Raw genomic sequence first — 18,068 nt, forward strand, 5'->3', positions numbered from 1 at the left:
TACTTTTAATTATACCCCGAAAACCGGCTCAATATCGCCTTTCACCACCGATTCCCTAAAATCATAGTCGATTTGGAACTAATCTGTGTTGCCAACACGATTTTGACCTATAATTAAGGCAGTTTATCATTGAAGGAGGGACGGCCAATGGCAAAACGACGAATTAATCATGATCCAAATCAATTCGTAAATACTGACGACCATCGCCGACAGCTGCAACTTGCAGTCCAAACGGCGTTGCCGACAAACGTGCATGTCTTGGCCCGTAACTTTGCCCGCTCTAGCGCCAGTTCCTATTGGCTCTTAATGCTTGACCCAATCAAAGGAACAATGCCACGGTTTCTAACCTTACGTATCGCCGACCATAGCTTATGGCTGAGCAATCATGACCAGTTAGCGGTTACTTGGGAAGCCGGCAACTTCACGACGATTCAACAGACGTTACGCCAGCGCTTGACACCAGCCACGTTACGTCAATACAGCTACGAGTTAGGCAATCTTGATATTGTCACCTTGCGTCTTATTTTACATTTGGAACAACATCAATTGATTTGGTTAGTTCAGCTCTCGCCAAACATTGCTAAAGCTTACAAAAATCAGCGATTGGATTTGCATGATGACTTTCCCAGCGCTAAATTATTGTTAGGAAATATGAATAATAGCAGTTTACAGCTGGTGCCAGTTAAGCAATCAGCATTTCAAGCCAGGTTGGGTCAATATTTTGGCCGCAACTTGCTATTTTCACAGTTCACGAGTCACCAGTTGTTACGTTTATTACCGACAAATCAATGGATTCGACCGTTGTTGCGCCAGTTACCACCAACGCCACATTTGGAACAGCAACTCGCAGCCACGTATGGCACCGATTTTGTCCGTATTTATGTAGAGGCCATTCAGCAACAGGCACAGTTACAGGCGATTTAAGACTTAGAAGACACCTGAGTTGGTCAATTAAACTCAAGCGTCTTTTTTATGGCCTAAATATGCACCCAGTTGATAAACTGCCATCACAATCGTCAATTGGTCTATGTTAACTCATTTGCTTTTTACAATATAAAAGTTAGTTTGGATTGGCTTTGACAATCAATAATTCAGTCATTTATCTCGATAACTTAATATTATTCAGAGTTAGTGATCAAGTATTGTATTAAAACCGTAATGGTCTAAACTCTAGTCATTCATGTAAGAAGTTCTAACATGAAATCTAAATAAGAAGGTTATGACATGCGGATTGAAGAGGATTGCATTGGCAAATTACCAATTGATGAACAGGCGTTATACGGTATTCACACGGTGCGGGCGGTACGAAATTTTCCAATTAGTCACGAGCCACTGGATCCATTGATCATTCAAAGCTTAATTCAGATCAAGAAAGCTGCGGCGATGACGAATCAAGCCGCCGGAACGTTGTCAGCTGAAAAGCAGGTTGCCATCGTTGCAGCCTGCAACCAATTATTAATTGGCCGCCATGCCGATAGCTTTATCGTTCCCGCGATTCAAGGTGGCGCCGGAACTTCAGCAAACATGAATGTCAATGAAGTCGTTGCTAACTTGGGACATCGGTTAAATCCAGCAGTCAAGTTGCAACCCAATGACGACGTTAATCAATCACAATCGACTAATGACACCTTTCCAACCGCTGGTAAGATGGCCTTGCTTCAGCAATTACCCGGTTTATTAGGCGCTGTTGGTCAGCTGGTTCAAACCTTACTCGTCCAATCCAACCGTTATCGTGAAACAATTAAGGTGGGCCGAACACAACTTCAAGACGCTGTGCCAACAACCTATGGCCGCACCTTCCTGGCTTATTACCATTTATTCAAACGAGATTTAACTCGGCTTCAAACGGCCGGCGAACACCTACAGATTGTTAATTTAGGCGGAACAGCAATTGGCACTGGTGTTAATGCCACCCGCTACTATCAAACGCATATCTTAACTGTGCTTAATCAAAATACCAAGCTTAATTTGCAAACAGCCCCCGATCTGATCGATGCCACACAAAACTGTGACAATTTCGTTGAATTTTCAGGCGCCATGAAGACGCTCGCTGTCAACTTATCGAAGTTCAGTAATGACTTACGTTTATTGTCGAGTGGCCCTCAAGCTGGTTTAGGTGAACTCAATCTGCCAGCCAAACAAGCCGGCTCTTCAATCATGCCAGGCAAAGTCAATCCGGTTATTCCCGAAGTCGTCAATCAAGTTTGCTTCGAAGTCATCGGCAATGATGTTACCGTGACCATGGCCGCTGAAGCTGGTCAACTAGAATTGAATGCCTTCGAGCCAATCATGCTTCGTGACTTACTTGCCAATGAACGCTATTTGCAGCAAGCCATGCACACCCTCGTTAAGAACTGTCTTCGTGATTTGACGGTTAACGAGACTGCTTGTGCCACTGCAGTTGAGCAGTCAGCCATCACTGCTACCGTATTGACACCTTATTTAGGCTACATGGCAACGACCAAATTAATCAAACAGGCCGTGGCACAGCACCAATCCGTCAAAGCCCTTTTATTAAAAGAAAATTTATTGCCCGCTGCCTTAATTGACCAGCTTTTTAGCTCAGCTAGTCTGACACAGCCGCGAAACGTTAAATCGGCATCTATTCAAAATCAAGCCTAATGCAGGCACACAAAAAAGGAGGTTGAGACCATCAAGTCTCGACCTCCTTTTAATCATTGCCTAAAGGCTGCAAGTTGAAAATGCTTGTCCTGATTTCCTCCTCTTACTTTTGCTCAAGTAGCAAGGCCACCGATTGGTAGGGTTTAAGTACCAACTTCGGTTGAACCTTAACGTCATCATAATTTGATAATAAGACGGTTGCATCTAGCATCTCTGCCGGCAACTCAACGGTGGTTGTCGTGGCGTAAAAATTATTTAAAACGAGTAGTCGTTGGGTTCCGAGCTCACGCCAATAACCGAAGACTTGATCATCATCTAAACGCCAAGTCTGGTAACTGCCATCCGCCACAATTGGCATCGTCTGACGTAATTTAATTAATTGCTGATAATACTTAAAAATTTCGCCATGTGCTAATTCAGCCGCCACATTAATCTTGGCCTGATTCGTTGGCCGTAACCATGGTCGCCCAGTCGTAAAGCCAGCGGTCGCACTCGCATCCCATTGCATCGGCGTCCGGGAATTATCGCGGGCCTTCGTTTTAACGATCGTAAACGCGTCGGCATGACTGTAACCGCTTCTAACCAGGGCACGGTAGGCATTCAGTGCCTCAACATCTACGTAATCTGCCATTGAGTCATAATCAGGATCAGTCATCCCAATTTCTTCACCCATATAGATGAACGGCGTGCCACGTAATAAATGAATCACTGTAGCCAACATCTCTGCGGATTTAACCCGATAATGACCAACATCACCAAAGCGATTGAGCGCTCGTGGTTGGTCATGATTATTCCAGAACAAGGCTTGCCACCCATCGCCAGCCGCCATTCCAGTCGCCCAACCATCCAGCAAATGTTTCAAGCGTGGAAAATCAAAGGCGGTTCGCGACCATTTACGCCCATCAACATAATCCGTCTTCAGATGATGGAAATTGAAGACCATCGACAATTCGTGATTGGCTGGATTCGTGTAGCCAATACTATTTTTAATCGTCGTCGATGACATTTCACCGACCGTGACACTAGCTGCATCCTGACCAAAACTGTTAGCATTCAATTCTTTTAAATAATCTTGAACGATCGGCGTATCAGTATAAAGTGTCTTGCTAGCAACACCTTTAGGCGCATCGACCAACTGATCAGCTTTCCCAGTGACATTTATGACGTCAAAACGGAAGCCTTTGACACCTTTCCCCCGCCAATAATTCACCACTTCAGCGCAGGCTGCTCGTACCGCTGGATTATGCCAATCCAAATCGGCTTGCGTCGGATCATATAAATGTAAATAGTACAGATCCGTCTCGCCAAACGGACTCCAGGCTGGCCCGCCAAATTTAGATTCCCAATTAGTCGGGAGACTGCCATCTGGCTTGGCGTGTCGCAAGTAATAAAATTGTTGATATTTCTGGTCACCGGCCAATGCTTTTTGGAACCAAGCGTGTTCGGTCGAAGTATGATTAAATACCATGTCTAGCATGACCCCGATACCAACCGCCTTCAACTTGGCGACTAATTCTTCAAAATCACTCATGGTGCCAAAAGTTGGATCAATCCGGTAATAATCGGCAATGTCGTAACCGCTATCATTTTGTGGCGAAACGAAGAATGGATTAAACCAGATCATATCGACATTGAGCTTTTGAATATACGGAATCTTATCAATGATCCCGCGCAGATCACCAATACCATCACCATCACTATCGTAAAAAGATTTTGGATAAATCTGATAAATCACTTGTTGCGATAATTTCATGTCTCTTTCCCTCTCTGCTCGTTACTTTTTAGTCCGGCGTGCAAAATCACGAAAGCGGAATTTATCGGCGCGATGCCGTGATTCGGTAAATTGAAACGGCGTGGCATCTGCCAAGCTCGTAACACTACGAACCACCGCAACATAGGCGCCAGGATCGAGGTGGAGCTGCTCACGGTCTTCGTCATTCGCCGGTTCCATCGTAATTTCCTTCGTCGCATACGCAATTTCTAAGCCTAAATCATTTTCAAAATAAGCATATAAAGAATCTTGCGCTGCCGCCTTAGGTAATTTCGGGACGATTGCTGTTAAAATATAATCTTTATCAATAATATCTGGTTCACCATCAATGACCCGTAGCCGTTTAACTGCCGTGACTGGTTCTGCCGTCATCTCCACCCTCAACGAAGTAAACATCTGAACGGGCAAACTGACGTGTTCTTCAAATCCATACACCACATTTTCAGTGGTTACATTCATCTTTTCTGCTAATTCCTTGTAACTCACAATGCCTGAGACGGGAAATTCGTATTGTCGATGTTCAATAACGATCGACCCTTTGCCACGAATTTTTTGAATATAGCCATCCTCAGCTAATTCCGCCAAGGCTTTACGGCCAGTTTCACGCGAGATGCCATAGAGCTGACAGAGCTGATTTTCACTTGGCAAATACGTGCCAGGCTGATAAACATCTCGATCAATTTTTTGTCGCAAGTCATCATAAACTAGTGCTGATTTATTCACCATTCAAACTAGCCTCCTTAGCATTCAGTAATCGCTTACAGGATTCATTTTAAACTTGTTTAGACAAGTTGTCAATATTTGAATTTTAACCGCTTAAAACTGCGCTATCACAACGATTCGTCAAATCTTTTGACTTGTATAACAAGTCTATACAGGTTGACATAAAAACGCGACAAAAAAGACCAAGTCTGCTTGACTTGGTCCAACTGCCGGAAAGTTGATTCCGAGTGATTTATTTTTAGGCTTGGTGATTTAGGCCATAAACATTAGCTTCAGTTGATTTCTCAGCTGCCGCACTAGCCTTTTCTTCTGCAATTAACCGGGCCCGTTCGTGCTTGTTATACCAAGGTGAAACGGTGAAAGCTAACACATCATTCATCAAATAAACTGAACTGTTGATGAACATTGCTAACGTTGCGGAACCCTGACGGAATGAAATGAACCAGAGCACCATTTGTGCTAATCCTGAAGCAATCCACCAGAAGTACTGATTGTTGTAGCGTAAGAAGCAAATAACCCCCGCCGTTAAACAGATCGCAAAACTAATCGCATCGACCCATGGCCGTGGATCATCAGTTAGCGCCCCGATTAAGTAACCAGAAATACCATAAACAACTAGCGTTGAGACAATGGCAACAATCCAAGTTTTACCAGTGAATTTCCGGATTTTTGAAACCATGTTGACATTCCAGCTAGCACTCAGTAACACTGGAATATCCAAAGTAACCACATAGGCCAATTGTTCACCAATGCTTAAATAGTTTTTAGCTGAAAAGCCCACCACAATAAAGCAAGCTGCCGAGATAACCCCTAATAAACCGTTAACTGATTTTGCAGCATTGATTGCTAAAACACATAGAACCCCCAAAGTGGTCCCAATAAATGTTAGAATAGATAACGCCGTGATTGGTGCACTGACCAAAGTCATCACTTGGCAACCTAAGCTAAAGTAGAACAAATAGTAGTTTTGTTGTGGCCAACCTTTTAATTGGTGCGATAAAAATTTAAAATAATTACTCAAAATCAACTTCCTCTTTCCGTCTATCAAGATAACGTTGCGTCATCATAGTTGGCCAACTATCACGTTTCACACCACAATATATAGTGTTTTCTGTTTGAAACAACACTATATATTGTATCATTATCTTTTTGGATGGAAAGGACTAATTTTCAAATATTAATTCAGTTGTAAGCAACGAATCCGGTTACTTCCCGTCAGCACGGTGGTTTTGTGCGGACGAATTTTTTTGAATTTTTTTCAAATTAACCGCCGTTACCACCAAGACTCAAATTGGGACTTATTCTGACTAATCGCCGCTCGCAAACATTGCCTTTTGTCGGAACTAGTCGCCTGGAGTATACTAGATATGGAAACTTTTTTACTTACAATATTCAAATTTTTTTGGAGGAAATATGATAACTCTTAAATCAGATCGAGAGATTAAGGGCATGCAAGCAGCCGGCGACATCATGGTCGGTTTGTTCCATGCACTCGAAGATTACATTAAGCCTGGGTTGACGACCTGGGATGTTGATCACTTTGCCTATGAATACATCATTGCACACGATGCCACTCCTGGTGAACTCAACTTTGAAGGCTACAAATACTCAACTTGTGTCAGCGTTAATGACATGATTTGTCACGGTTGCCCAAGTAAAGACATCTTAATTAAAGACGGTGACTTGTTGAAAGTCGATACCGTCATTAACTATCACGGCTACTTAAGCGACTCTTGCCACGCCTTTGTTGCTGGTAAGACCTCACCAGAAGTTCAAAAATTAATGGACGTGACCTTGAAAGCCTTATACCTTGGCATCGACCAAGCCGTTGTTGGCAACCGGATCGGTGACATTGGCTGGGCCATTCAAAACTACGCTGAAAACCAAATGGGTTATGGCGTGGTTCGCGAATACATCGGTCATGGTATCGGACCGACGATGCACGAAAAGCCTGACGTTCCTCATTACGGCGAAGCTGGTCATGGGACACGCTTAAAGGCCGGCATGACCATCACCATTGAACCAATGGTTAACGTTGGTGACTGGCGTTCTGGCGAAACCGCCGATGATGGTTGGACGGTTCGCACGATGGACGGTAGTTTAAGCTGCCAATATGAACATACTTTAGTCGTCACAGATGATGGTCCTAAGATTTTATCCTCTTACGATCATGATTTTGATGCTAAATATTTATTGAAATAAAACCAAAAAGTTCCGCTGACAATTGATGTCAACGGAACTTTTTTGTGTTAAACGCCTGGCAATTGTGAGACAAACACTGTATTTAAATTAATTCCAAAAAAGTCTGATAATCCTTCTCCACCTGGGTCACGTAAGCCTCGGCCCAGTTAGCCATGGCATCGTCAAACTTAGCAGAACTACCAATATAGCCGCGAATCATTGCAGCAGTTGGACTTTGTGCATGCGCCTGTGCCAAAATCATTGCACAAGTATTAGCATAAGCTTGGAACCGTCCCCATGACAACGTTGGAATATCAATTGATTCTTTCATATCACGGAACTGCCGAACATAAAAACTCTTGTCGGCCATCTGGAAATAGCCTAAAAAGACATCTGAGGTCGATTGTAAAATTCGCTGTGAACTGACAATTCGTTGGCCTTCGGTGAGTTCCATTGCCGCAGTTAAGGCTTGCCGTGCTTGACTCCCGACTTTACGAGTGGGCAAAGCTTCCTTGATTTGAAGCACCATGTGACTACCATCTGTACTGGTAAGTAGGACTAAATAGCACAGCGATCCAAAACTTCCTACCCCCACACTATGGCGGATAATATCTGTGACTTCATATTGTGACAAAAGTAAGGCGACATCCGTCCGTACCGTCTGAAGATACTGGGTAATTCCTTGCTTCAAGGCTTGATAAGTCTTTTCATCAATATGCACCGATCGTGGCGCGTTATCCTTAAATTGACGCTCGCCTTGGCTATTCGTCCAAGTAAACTTCCGGACCACTTGTTCCGAGTTTCGCTTCGTCGCTTTTTTAACTAAATCAGCAATGAAATCAGCTGTATCTGCCGGTTCACCACCAAAGTTCAAGACTGCTTGAACTTCATTATCCCGATAAAAACGTTCAAGCGTCGTCTGATTAAACATCCGCTTGATGGCTTCACGGTAGCTTGCGCTGGCTTCGTGGACCAGGGCATCGACTTTTTTCGGCTTAAAATCAGAATTTCGAGCCGCTAGAATAACACTGACTAGTAGCCGCCGTAGATCCCATTCCCATGGATGTACACCTGCTTCATCAAAATCATTCAAATCGAAAACTAAGCGACGTTCTGGTGAGGCATAGAAGCCAAAGTTCCCAATGTGCGCGTCGCCGCACACAACGGCGGGAATTTCAGTTGAGTTTTGATAATCTAAATCATAATCCATTAATTCAACGGAGCCACGAAAAAAGGCAAACGCAGACGTGGACATCCGTTCTTGGCGTAGTGGTAATAATTCTGGCACTAACATCTCACGGACCCGTTTTAAATAGCCCGCCGCGTCTCGTTCTACTGGCTTGAAAGTCCCGAGCTGTTCAAACGACGTGACTAACCGGCGTGCTTTGCCTAACGCAATCAGTTCGGCCACGGTATGATGTTGGCGAATATGTGATAAATCAAGTGGTGGCATGAACATCAATCCTTTGTTTTAAACTGTTTCCATTATAACGATTTATGTTGTCAAAACGAAAGGATTACGCCGACAATTTCATTAAATTAATTGTCAGCAGTCATCAATTAAACCGGTCTTCCATTGACGCCCGTCGCGGATTCAGCTACAATTTAAGTTATCAAGGAATGGAAGCGTTTTCTAAAACTAAGGAGGAATTTCATACTATGGCAAATTCAGAAAAAACTTTAGTACTAGTTAAACCCGATGGTGTCGCTGAAGGACATATTGGGGATATCATTTCCCGTTTAGAACGTAAAAGTTATCAGATTACCGCTTTGAAAGTTATCACCGCAACCCCTGAGCAACTACGGCAACATTATCGTGAAAAGGTTGAAAAACCTTACTTTGCCGAAATTGAAACTTACATGACGGAAGGCCCACTTGTTGCCATTATTGTGAGTGGCACTGGCGTTGTTAAGTCTGTCCATAACTTGGCCGGCAAAACCAGACCAAATGATGCGCAACCTGGAACGATTCGAGGCGACTTTGCTCATGAATATCCAGATGGTATCTTGCGTAACATTATTCATACTTCCGACAGTCGTGAAAATGCGCACCACGAAATCGCAATTTGGTTCCCCGAACTAGCGGTAAAAGCGCGCAAAGATGAAGCCACTAAGGCTGCTAAAAAATAACCTATCAGACACATTGGTGCTTTACTGGCCAATGTGTTTTTTTAGTTAACACTAAAGGTTGAAAGTTAAAAAATACTGGTCTGCACGAGGACGGCAACAATCAGGTAATGAAAACTAGTCGCTTACTGCCGTTTCCTGTTGTTGCCGATAACATGCGGACGAGGGACCGGCGCAAGCCTTAGGGACGTCTTGCGCCTCGCCCGAAAGCTTTGCAAAAACCGCAAATCTCCCGAACCGTCCGTGGTGTAAGTCCGGCAAAGAAACGCCGGGCAAACGCCACCTGCACGTCCGATGCTACCAGCAACAAGCTCCAACTAATCAGTGGTTTTGAGGGGATAAATCATTTAATTACACTTAGCGGAGTCAGTCAAAATCGGTGTGCAGTGTCGGCGAGAATAGTCGGCATTCTTGGCTGACTATTCTCGCGGGGCAATTCAAAGACGTGGTTTTTCGGCTTTGAAGTGAGGCGCCAGACCGTACTTTGGCTGGCACCGTCCCCCACAGCACACCGATTTTGACTGATGGAGTACTTTCAGAAACAACCGCGGTAACTGACATAGACGGTGTTCACAGTAACCTTTAATCAACACGCTCTTGTTAATCAGTCTTACAAAGCCCTCCCGTAAAGTGACGTAACTAACTTGCTAGAAAAGTCGCAATGTTCGTGTCCAACACGCTAAGTCCGTATGATTAAGTTATCAAATAAAGATTTGGGGGGATCATGATGAACTTAGTTGTCGGACCGTTTTTACGCAAACCACACGAACAATCAGCTAATCACTATTCAATGTACGCCGCCTCAGAACGCGTTGATGAGTGCTTACGCCTGATCACTAAGACTGGTGTTCTAGGACTAACCGACTCGGCTGCAACGTTAGGTCTCAATTTGACCTATTTAATCGGTGCGGATGTTGTCGTCACCAATGATCACCAAACTTTTACAATTATCGTTCAATCCCACGAAACCACTTTTATGATAACTGGCACGATTATTCAAGACAGCTTCCACAACATCTTGAATCCGCTCCAACCGAGCTACTTGATTTCCTTAAATCGACAGTTAATTACTAATAGCGATGATTTAATTGAAGCCTTGTATACCCATCTATAATTTAAACCAGTTACCGTTAGTTTTAAAACATTATCTGACAAAACTAAATCGCTCCTAGTCAATGTAAGCAACCCTTGACTAGGAGCGATTTTTAATGATTACTATCCAGCTAGTTGGACAAGTTTATTCTCTGGTAATGGCGCCACCACCGGTAATCCCTCAGTCAAACGAGCCTGTTCACCGTTTTTTGTGCCTGGCACGTCATGCGCAACTTGTGCCTGTTCAACTAGCACAATAGAAGCTTGCCGCTGCTGATACATTAAAATCGCACTCAAGCCGACAATCCCAACACCAACCGCTAACATCAATCGCTTCATGTGTCCCCCTCTATTCAAACCCAATCGTCCACAAGTTAATTAAGGATACCATCGAATTTTGATTTATATTTAGTCATTGGGAACGGGTTTAATTATTAATAACAGCTCCAGGTTAAAGGCCATTCAATCAAGCCATAATGTTTCACCATTTCACTGGAATTTAATTTGACAGTAACTCGCATTTATCTATCTTATTACGGAATTAATAATAAAAGAGACCGCCAGCCTGGCAGTCTCTTCCACTTAATCAGCCGTCACTTCGACTAATTTTTGATCTAAATATTTTTTTAACGCACTTTGGGGGTGGAACCCAACTACTTTTTCAGCCGGTTTGCCATGTTTGAAAACGACTAACGCCGGAATACTCATAATTTCGAAATGCTCGGCAATGGCTTTATTAGCATCTACGTCCAGTGACGCAAATTTAATCTTACCGTCGTATTCTTCGTCTAAAGCTTCCAACGCAGGCGTCTGCATCTTACAAGGGCCACACCAATCCGCCCAAAAATCAACGACAGTTAAGTCGGTGCCTTCAGCCACCTTATCAAATTCAGCCCCATTGACTGGTTCAATCATTGTAATTCCTCATTTCAACGCTATTTAGGTTTTATGATAGCACGTTTTTCCCAACCACCGCATACTTAAAGTTTTCATCAACGACGGATAATGACCTGTAGCAATCAATTCCCTACGCAAGCAGACAAAAGTTCGCTATAATAACGTTATAGAAACGATATTTGCAAGGAGGAATTTAAATTGCCAACCACAACCATGCAACCAGAACAACACACTAAACTAGTCGCTTCCGTGGCCGCGGAACAACTTGGTATCAAGGCCGTGACATTGCGAAAATATAGCACGATGATTGAAAAGCAGCTCAACAATGAGGATTTATTTAGAACGAACGGGACCAGTCACCGACTCTATACTGCCGCAGATTTAGCGGCTTTTAAAGCTGCAATTGTCTTAACTGAACAAGGCACAACCTTGGCTGAGGCGCTACAACAAAGTTTTGATCAGCCACAGCCTAAAGTCCTCGTTGAACATACCATGCCAAGTAAACCGGCGGCTTCATCAAAACCACAGACAACGGTCAAAGTGCCGCAATCAACTGAACCGTCTAACGAAGAACTTTACAAGCAACAACAGATTATAATTCGGCGTCTAGACTCCCTGAGCCAGCGTCTAAATCAAGTTCTAATCAAACTAGACCAACAGGCGGCTCCTAAGCCACAGCATCCATGGTGGCAATTCTGGCGCTACTAAGAACCATTTGGGATCGACAAAACCAGCAGATAGACACAAAAGGACTGATTAGCGCAAATCGCTAATCAGTCCTTTTGTTAACCAGCCTTACTTTTCAGCTAAGTGCTTTTCGTAAGCGGCTTTAATTTCTTTGATCAAATCTTCATCTTTCAACCCAGTGGTTTCACGAATCACTTGGTCAATTGGTTCATCCTTAAGCATTTGTTGTAACTTAACGCTTTCGCTATCGTTTGGATAGTTGAAGAAGAACATCATACCAGCAGTGTCAACCAAGGCACTGTAGTCACGACCACGTTCCTTCAATTCGCGAATTGGGCGAATGAAACGTTCGTCAAATCCCAACTTCCGAATTGGGGTCCGGCCAACCCGTTCAATATCATCTGAGATATAAGGGTTTTCAAACCGGCTCAAAATCTTCTTTTGGTAAGCGTGGTGAACTTCGGGATCAAAGCCCCACTTTTGAATGAGTAAGTCACCCGTTTCAGCCAAGACATGCTTAGCTTGTTCAACGACGCTGTCATCTTTGACCGCTTCACCGATAGTCTTGTAACCCTTCATATTACCAGTGTAGGCAACGGTCGCATGCCCAGTGTTAACGGAGAATAACTTCCGTTCGATATAAGGTTCCAAGTCTTCCGCATAGTCGACACCCTTGAGTTCAATCTTAGGATTTTTCATTTGTGACTTGTCGATAACCCATTCTTTAAATGGTTCTACGGAAACGAACAATGGATCGTCATGCTTTTGTAAAGGCACGATGCGGTCAACTGCGGCGTTAGGGAAACCAATATATTGGTCAGCCCAAGTTTTTTCATCGTCATTCAAAGCTTCATAAACAGACTTCTTCAATGATTGACTCCCGCCAATCATATTTTCACAAGCAATCACGTCAATCGGCGTAGTATTGTTGTTAGCTTGGCGTAACTTAATCCCGTCAGCAATTAAGGGTGCAATGAACTTTAAGATCTTAGGACCAATAGCGGTTGTCACCATATCAGCGTTAGCAATTTCTGCTGCGACTGCTTTTGGATCCTTACCATTGTTAATCCCTTTGACATCATGAACTTCGATATGCTTTTGACCTTCTGCAGCCAATTCAATGGTATAACCATTGCGTTTGTTCAATTCATCGATCAACGTTTCGTTAACATCAACGAAAGTAATCTTAAAGCCATTGTCAGCCAAAGTTTCGCCAATGAAACCCCGACCAATATTACCTGCACCAAAATGTACGTCTAACATGCTAATCAACTTCCTTTAATAGATTAATAATTTCATCTTCAGATTGAGCGTCCGCCAACTTAGCAACGTTTGCCACGTCACTGCAGTATATTGCAATCTGAGACAAAAGGTTCAAGTGCTCACCATTCAAGCCGGCAATCCCGAAAATCACGGTAACGGTCTTATCGTCATCATCATTTTCTGGGTCACCCCAGCTCACACCCATTGGTACTTGGACGACTGAGATACCAGTCTTCTTAATATACTTCATGCCATCTTCAGTACCATGGGGGATGGCAATGAAATTACCCATATAAACAGAAACATCTTTGTTCCGTGCTTGCATCGCATCAATGTATTCCGGTTCAACACAACCGCCGTCGACCAATAACTGACCGGCTAAGCGGATGCCTTCTGCCTGCGTTGCCACTTGTTGGTTTAACGCAATCATTTTCTTATCTAAAGCTTCCATTTTATTCACCTACGCTATTTCGTTAGTTCGTTCAAAAACGCACTGCTAATTAACTGATAAAGCTGTTGGTGACTGCCGGCCATGAAAGTCTCAGTATTTTCTTGACTCTCGATGACTAACGCACTCAACTTACCCATTAGTCGATTTTCATAATCGCTAATGTCTGCAGGACCAAGCATCAAAACAATTCGTTGTAAACGGATCGTCTTAGCATCCATACTTTTAAACTCGATTGGCACTGCCAGTTCAAAGATTGCGCAATACGGTGCGGTCACCTGTTGACTCAAGGTATGGACTAACGCCAAGTTGGTATTCGGAATTCCAACCGGGGCTAGGCCAATCCGGTGTAATAACTTACCCGCAACTTCTAGGGGATCGCGAATCAAGTTTGGATCAATATGCCGCGTGATTTTGACTAGCGTTTCCGCCATCGTTTCATGTTCATTATTGATTGCAGAAATCGTGAAACGATTTAAAATCTGCTTGGCAATCGTCATCCGTTGATACACCGTGTCGAAATCCAGTGTCGTAACCGGCTGGGGGGCCGGTTGTGGGTCATTCATTTGCGTACTTGGAAAATACTGATGAATGTACTCACGTAACGAACTGACTTCATTTTCAAGTAACAACGGGCTAACCACCCGATAGTTCAATTTGAAACCTGGCAACTGAGTCGTCGAAAGAATCATGTCAAATTGTTGTAAGTCAATCTGCCCAAGACTACCAATTCGAGCAACTTCAATCGTGGTAATTTCTGGTAACAACCGTGCTAGTCGCATTTTTAAAATACGAGCGGTCGTCATCCCGTTGGGACAAAGGACCAAAACTTTCAACGTTTGATGACTCAACTGTTGCTCATAGGTACTGGCAAAATGAATCAACAGATACGTTAACTCATCAATTTGAAAGTTCTGATCGGGGAACGTTGCCGCAAAGCCTCGTACTACGGCCGCATATAACTTTGGATATTGTGAGCGGACCGCTTGTAACTCTGGACTTGGTGGCACTGGTCCTGGCATGCCATTACGTTGTAGCGCAACTTGCATGTGGGCCGTTAAATTATTCAACAACTGATCATCCGTTCCAAATGACCAATCAAAGTTCGTCGCAACCGCGTCAATCAACTTTTTCACGCGGTATGTGAGTTGTAAATCATAATTAGATAACGCTGACTCTTGCTCAATTCGAAACGTCAATCCTTTAATTTGTTGGGCAAGAAAATCAATTTCGGCACCAGTAATCTGACTTTTAATCGTATCAGGCAACTGTGTCAAGATGGCTAAGGCCAAGCGTTGATACTTCAAGAAATCATCGCGGTTAATCCCGCGCAAGTATGTCACTTGCTGACCATGCTGGATGCGCATGACTGCGGTAGTTAACGTAATGATCAACTGTTGTAGTTGCCCATCCGGTACCGATGAAAAATACTTCTTTTTTAAACTGCGCACAGCCAGATAACAATGTAATAACACCGTCGGATCTAACTGTTGTAAGAAGTAGGATTGTTCATCCGTCGCCGCAATCGCGAGTCCCCGCTGTAGCTTACCAATCGTTTTGAAGAATTCGTAATCATTGATTGCGTTATTCAAAATAGTAGCGAAGAGACTGCGAACATTGCTTTCGGTGCCGGCAACTTGAATTCCCCGCGACTTGAGCCGTTCAATCGATAAATCGTAATCGGCAAACGGCGCCGCTAAGGTAGTCAAGTCGTTAGAGATGGTGGCAATACTGACATCGAAATCCAATGCCAATTCTTTGAGCTTCATGGATCGATTCGCCATCAAGATCCGACAAGCCAGGGCATTCTGTCGCGTTTGCGAATCAAACGCCGGCGCAATGCCATGACTGTCTGACAATTGAGCTTGAAAGTCAACCAAATCGGTGGCTGTTCCGCTTAATTGAAAACGATGATCTTGATTGACAATCTGTAATTTGGCATTAGCTAAGACTAATTCCAAGTTACTAAATTCGCGGTAAATCGTCCGACGACTGCTATTGATGGCGGTTTCAATCTGACTCATGCTCAAGCCAGCTGGCGTTGCCAGTAATAGTTGTAATAGGTCGTCTTGACGTTGTGTGAACTTAACCATGGGGCCACCTCGTATGATAACGGTTTATTTTAGCGCTAATACCATCTTATCATATTTAGGTGAGTTCAGAAGGTCGTCGGTGACTAGCACTTGGACCTGGGTATAACGAGTACGGAGATTCTTGGCAGCTTCTGGACTAGAAACAACTAACAAGCTATTTTCGTCTTGAAGTTCATCGATACCAACATTCTTAACGGTGACTTGCTTATTGGCTTTCTTGATCCGATCTTTCATCAGAGAAGTTGCCATTGTGGCAGTTCCTAAATGACCATCGTGATGAACAAAGACAATTTGGTTAACAACTGATAAATTCAAGCCGGCTGGCAAATCAGTGGCATCGGCTGCTGGTGCTTGTGGTGCGGCAGAAGCTGGTGCCGGTTCAGAACTAACTTGGTCACGAGCCTTCAAGTTCACAACAACTTGATCATATTTTGGACTGCTCAAGAAGTTATCAACTGCTAAACGTAAGGCATGTGGTGCTTTTTGTTCTGCTCGGTCAGCGAGTTCATTTTGCGTAATGACCAACAACCCTGGTTCATCTTTCAAGTTGCTAATCGCGGTATTGGTAACAGACATATCGATGCCAGCCTTCTTGACCTTGTCACGAAGTAAGGAAGCACCCATTGCGGATGATCCCATCCCAGCGTCACAAGCGAAGATAATATGGTCAACATCTTTATAAGAAGCAATCACATCAGCTGGTTCAGCGTCACTCGTTTCAACGGTGGCACCGCCATTCTTCATATTACTCATTTGACCTTGGGCAGCGGCTAATGAGTCGTCAACCATGGTCTTGTCACGCTTCAAGATAACCGCGGCAACCAAGAATGAAACCAAGGTCGCTAAGGTAACCCCTAAGAGCAAGCCCAAGTAGTTAGAAACGCTACGTGGTGACATAACAAATAACATGATGATTGAACCAGGTGATGGGGTTGATTTCAAACCGACATCTAACAAACTAAACGTTGCTGTCCCAGTAACACCACCGGCGATAACAGCTAAGAACAAAGCTGGTTTCATTAAAACGTATGGGAAGTAAATTTCATGAATCCCACCGAAGAAATGGATAATCATCGCACTTGGTGCAGAAGCCTTGGCAGTTCCTTTACCAAACAAGGCAAAGGCTAATAGTAACCCAAGACCTGGACCTGGATCTGGTTCAAGCAAGAACAGAATTGACTTGCCGGCACTAGCCGCCGCTTGAATCCCAAGTGGCGTCAAAATACCTTGGTTAATCGCATTGTTCAAGAACAAAATCTTAGCTGGTTCAATGAAGACATTGGCTAATGGTAATAAGTTAACTTTGATAATCCAGTTAACACCTACAGCCATAGCAGCACTGGCACCGGCAACTAATGGGCCGATTCCAAAGTAACCAATAATTGCTAATAACATCCCCATAATCCCAGCGGAGAAGTTATTAACTAACATTTCAAAACCACTGTGGACTTTATCAGAAATGGCGTCATCCCATTTCTTGATTGCCCAGCCGCCTAAAGGTCCCATAATCATGGCACCGATAAACATTGGAATGGATGACCCCACGATGACACCCATCGTGGCAATGGCCCCAACAACCCCACCACGATGACCGGCAATCATATTCCCACCGGTAAACGCGATTAATAATGGTAGTAAGTAGTGCACCATTGGTTGAATCATTTTGGCTAAATCAGCATTTGGGAACCAACCACCGGCCATAAAGATCGCGGTAATTAACCCCCAAGCGATGAAGGCGCCGATATTTGGCATCACCATATTACTTAAAGCGCTACCAAATTTTTGAACGCGGGCTTTCAGTCCCACTTTCTTCTTTGGTGCGGGTGACGTCGTATTTTTATTTACATTTGCTTCACTCATGATCAAAGCTCCTTCCGTTTTCTTAACGTCTCTATCATATCGGCTAAAGAAAACGGTTTCAAGAAGTTCTAGGCAGACCCGTGGCACAGGAAGTTGTGCCAAAATTAAACTCACCGATTCACAAATCAATCTTTTGGCACAACGCGCATAAATATTGTTATATTAAGATTTAAAACATCTCAATAACTAATTTTATACTGAATCTGTCGGTAATTTCACAAGCGGTTTAGACCGATTGTGGTGATTCGACATTGTATTCCCTCAGTGGACTCTTATACTGGAAGTACAAAGGGGGCAGAACTAA

General features: G+C 43.7%; 16 protein-coding genes. 6 read left to right on the top strand and 10 right to left on the bottom strand.

What is annotated here, in order from left to right:
* The first annotated feature begins 147 nt into the window (after positions 1–147).
* Together FFM64_RS10490 and FFM64_RS10495 are read left to right on the top strand one after the other, a co-directional pair.
* Positions 148–924, top strand: coding sequence for a hypothetical protein (locus tag FFM64_RS10490; RefSeq protein WP_137607978.1), 777 nt, complete (start codon positions 148–150; stop codon positions 922–924).
* A 300-nt stretch (positions 925–1,224) separates the two neighbouring features.
* Positions 1,225–2,622: an aspartate ammonia-lyase gene (locus FFM64_RS10495; RefSeq protein WP_137607979.1), complete on the top strand. Its 1,398-nt coding sequence runs from the start codon at positions 1,225–1,227 to the stop codon at positions 2,620–2,622.
* 103 nt (positions 2,623–2,725) lie between these two features.
* Here the strand turns inward: FFM64_RS10495 and treC are convergent, their stop codons facing one another.
* From treC to pnuC, 3 genes are all read right to left on the bottom strand, one after another.
* Complete coding sequence (gene treC, locus FFM64_RS10500; protein ID WP_137607980.1) at positions 2,726–4,375, bottom strand: alpha,alpha-phosphotrehalase; 1,650 nt, start codon at positions 4,373–4,375, stop codon at positions 2,726–2,728.
* A gap of 21 nt (positions 4,376–4,396) precedes the next feature.
* Positions 4,397–5,116: a trehalose operon repressor gene (treR, locus tag FFM64_RS10505; protein ID WP_137608075.1), complete on the bottom strand. Its 720-nt coding sequence runs from the start codon at positions 5,114–5,116 to the stop codon at positions 4,397–4,399.
* A 238-nt stretch (positions 5,117–5,354) separates the two neighbouring features.
* On the bottom strand, positions 5,355–6,143 hold the full coding sequence (pnuC, locus tag FFM64_RS10510; RefSeq protein WP_137607981.1) for a nicotinamide riboside transporter PnuC: 789 nt from the start codon (positions 6,141–6,143) through the stop codon (positions 5,355–5,357).
* Positions 6,144–6,529: 386 nt separating this feature from the next.
* On the opposite strand from pnuC, the gene map reads away from it, so the two are divergent.
* Positions 6,530–7,318: a type I methionyl aminopeptidase gene (map, locus tag FFM64_RS10515; protein ID WP_137607982.1), complete on the top strand. Its 789-nt coding sequence runs from the start codon at positions 6,530–6,532 to the stop codon at positions 7,316–7,318.
* Positions 7,319–7,400: 82 nt separating this feature from the next.
* On the opposite strand, the gene FFM64_RS10520 is transcribed toward map, so the two are convergent.
* Positions 7,401–8,750, bottom strand: a complete 1,350-nt coding sequence (locus tag FFM64_RS10520; RefSeq protein WP_137607983.1) for a DUF2252 domain-containing protein — start codon at positions 8,748–8,750, stop codon at positions 7,401–7,403.
* A 206-nt stretch (positions 8,751–8,956) separates the two neighbouring features.
* Here FFM64_RS10520 and ndk point away from each other — a divergent pair, with 206 nt between their 5' ends.
* Both ndk and FFM64_RS10530 read left to right on the top strand, forming a co-directional pair.
* Entirely contained in the window at positions 8,957–9,427 is a 471-nt protein-coding gene (ndk, locus tag FFM64_RS10525) for a nucleoside-diphosphate kinase (protein ID WP_137607984.1), read from the top strand.
* Positions 9,428–10,151: 724 nt separating this feature from the next.
* Entirely contained in the window at positions 10,152–10,538 is a 387-nt protein-coding gene (locus FFM64_RS10530) for a hypothetical protein (protein ID WP_137607985.1), read from the top strand.
* A 101-nt stretch (positions 10,539–10,639) separates the two neighbouring features.
* Here FFM64_RS10530 and FFM64_RS10535 read toward each other — a convergent pair whose 3' ends face one another.
* Both FFM64_RS10535 and trxA read right to left on the bottom strand, forming a co-directional pair.
* Positions 10,640–10,855 (bottom strand): hypothetical protein, encoded by a 216-nt coding sequence (locus FFM64_RS10535; RefSeq protein WP_137607986.1) that lies wholly within the window; start codon positions 10,853–10,855, stop codon positions 10,640–10,642.
* Positions 10,856–11,098: 243 nt separating this feature from the next.
* Positions 11,099–11,431 carry a thioredoxin gene (gene trxA / locus FFM64_RS10540; protein WP_137607987.1) on the bottom strand — a complete coding sequence of 111 codons (333 nt, stop codon included), beginning with the start codon at positions 11,429–11,431 and terminating at the stop codon, positions 11,099–11,101.
* 180 nt (positions 11,432–11,611) lie between these two features.
* On the opposite strand from trxA, the gene FFM64_RS10545 reads away from it, so the two are divergent.
* Entirely contained in the window at positions 11,612–12,121 is a 510-nt protein-coding gene (locus FFM64_RS10545; RefSeq protein WP_137607988.1) for a MerR family transcriptional regulator, read from the top strand.
* Between the two features lie 87 nt (positions 12,122–12,208).
* Here the strand turns inward: FFM64_RS10545 and FFM64_RS10550 are convergent, their stop codons facing one another.
* Genes FFM64_RS10550 through FFM64_RS10565 form a run of 4 tightly spaced genes read right to left on the bottom strand, consistent with a single transcriptional unit; the run spans position 12,209 to position 17,764 of the window.
* A complete protein-coding gene (locus FFM64_RS10550; RefSeq protein ID WP_137607989.1) occupies positions 12,209–13,363 on the bottom strand; it encodes a mannitol-1-phosphate 5-dehydrogenase in 1,155 nt (384 codons plus the stop codon).
* Between the two features lies 1 nt (position 13,364).
* Entirely contained in the window at positions 13,365–13,814 is a 450-nt protein-coding gene (locus FFM64_RS10555) for a PTS mannitol transporter subunit IIA (protein WP_137607990.1), read from the bottom strand.
* Positions 13,815–13,828: 14 nt separating this feature from the next.
* Positions 13,829–15,904: a BglG family transcription antiterminator gene (locus FFM64_RS10560; RefSeq protein WP_137607991.1), complete on the bottom strand. Its 2,076-nt coding sequence runs from the start codon at positions 15,902–15,904 to the stop codon at positions 13,829–13,831.
* Between the two features lie 24 nt (positions 15,905–15,928).
* A complete protein-coding gene (locus FFM64_RS10565) occupies positions 15,929–17,764 on the bottom strand; it encodes a PTS mannitol transporter subunit IIBC (RefSeq protein WP_137607992.1) in 1,836 nt (611 codons plus the stop codon).
* Positions 17,765–18,068: the final 304 nt, after the last annotated feature.

The sequence above is a fragment of the Lactiplantibacillus daoliensis genome, assembly GCF_005405005.1.
Lineage (GTDB): Bacteria > Bacillota > Bacilli > Lactobacillales > Lactobacillaceae > Lactiplantibacillus > Lactiplantibacillus daoliensis.

What these genes read in the sequence shown, in the direction of transcription:
- FFM64_RS10520 (WP_137607983.1), bottom strand. Translation starts at nt 8,750, where the DNA reads ATGCCACCACTTGATTTATCACATATTCGCCAACATCATACCGTGGCC.
- FFM64_RS10495 (WP_137607979.1), top strand. Translation starts at nt 1,225, where the DNA reads ATGCGGATTGAAGAGGATTGCATTGGCAAATTACCAATTGATGAACAG.
- FFM64_RS10560 (WP_137607991.1), bottom strand. Translation starts at nt 15,904, where the DNA reads ATGGTTAAGTTCACACAACGTCAAGACGACCTATTACAACTATTACTG.
- map (WP_137607982.1), top strand. Translation starts at nt 6,530, where the DNA reads ATGATAACTCTTAAATCAGATCGAGAGATTAAGGGCATGCAAGCAGCC.
- ndk (WP_137607984.1), top strand. Translation starts at nt 8,957, where the DNA reads ATGGCAAATTCAGAAAAAACTTTAGTACTAGTTAAACCCGATGGTGTC.
- FFM64_RS10565 (WP_137607992.1), bottom strand. Translation starts at nt 17,764, where the DNA reads ATGAGTGAAGCAAATGTAAATAAAAATACGACGTCACCCGCACCAAAG.
- FFM64_RS10535 (WP_137607986.1), bottom strand. Translation starts at nt 10,855, where the DNA reads ATGAAGCGATTGATGTTAGCGGTTGGTGTTGGGATTGTCGGCTTGAGT.
- FFM64_RS10490 (WP_137607978.1), top strand. Translation starts at nt 148, where the DNA reads ATGGCAAAACGACGAATTAATCATGATCCAAATCAATTCGTAAATACT.
- trxA (WP_137607987.1), bottom strand. Translation starts at nt 11,431, where the DNA reads ATGATTGAACCAGTCAATGGGGCTGAATTTGATAAGGTGGCTGAAGGC.
- FFM64_RS10530 (WP_137607985.1), top strand. Translation starts at nt 10,152, where the DNA reads ATGAACTTAGTTGTCGGACCGTTTTTACGCAAACCACACGAACAATCA.
- treC (WP_137607980.1), bottom strand. Translation starts at nt 4,375, where the DNA reads ATGAAATTATCGCAACAAGTGATTTATCAGATTTATCCAAAATCTTTT.
- FFM64_RS10550 (WP_137607989.1), bottom strand. Translation starts at nt 13,363, where the DNA reads ATGTTAGACGTACATTTTGGTGCAGGTAATATTGGTCGGGGTTTCATT.
- FFM64_RS10555 (WP_137607990.1), bottom strand. Translation starts at nt 13,814, where the DNA reads ATGGAAGCTTTAGATAAGAAAATGATTGCGTTAAACCAACAAGTGGCA.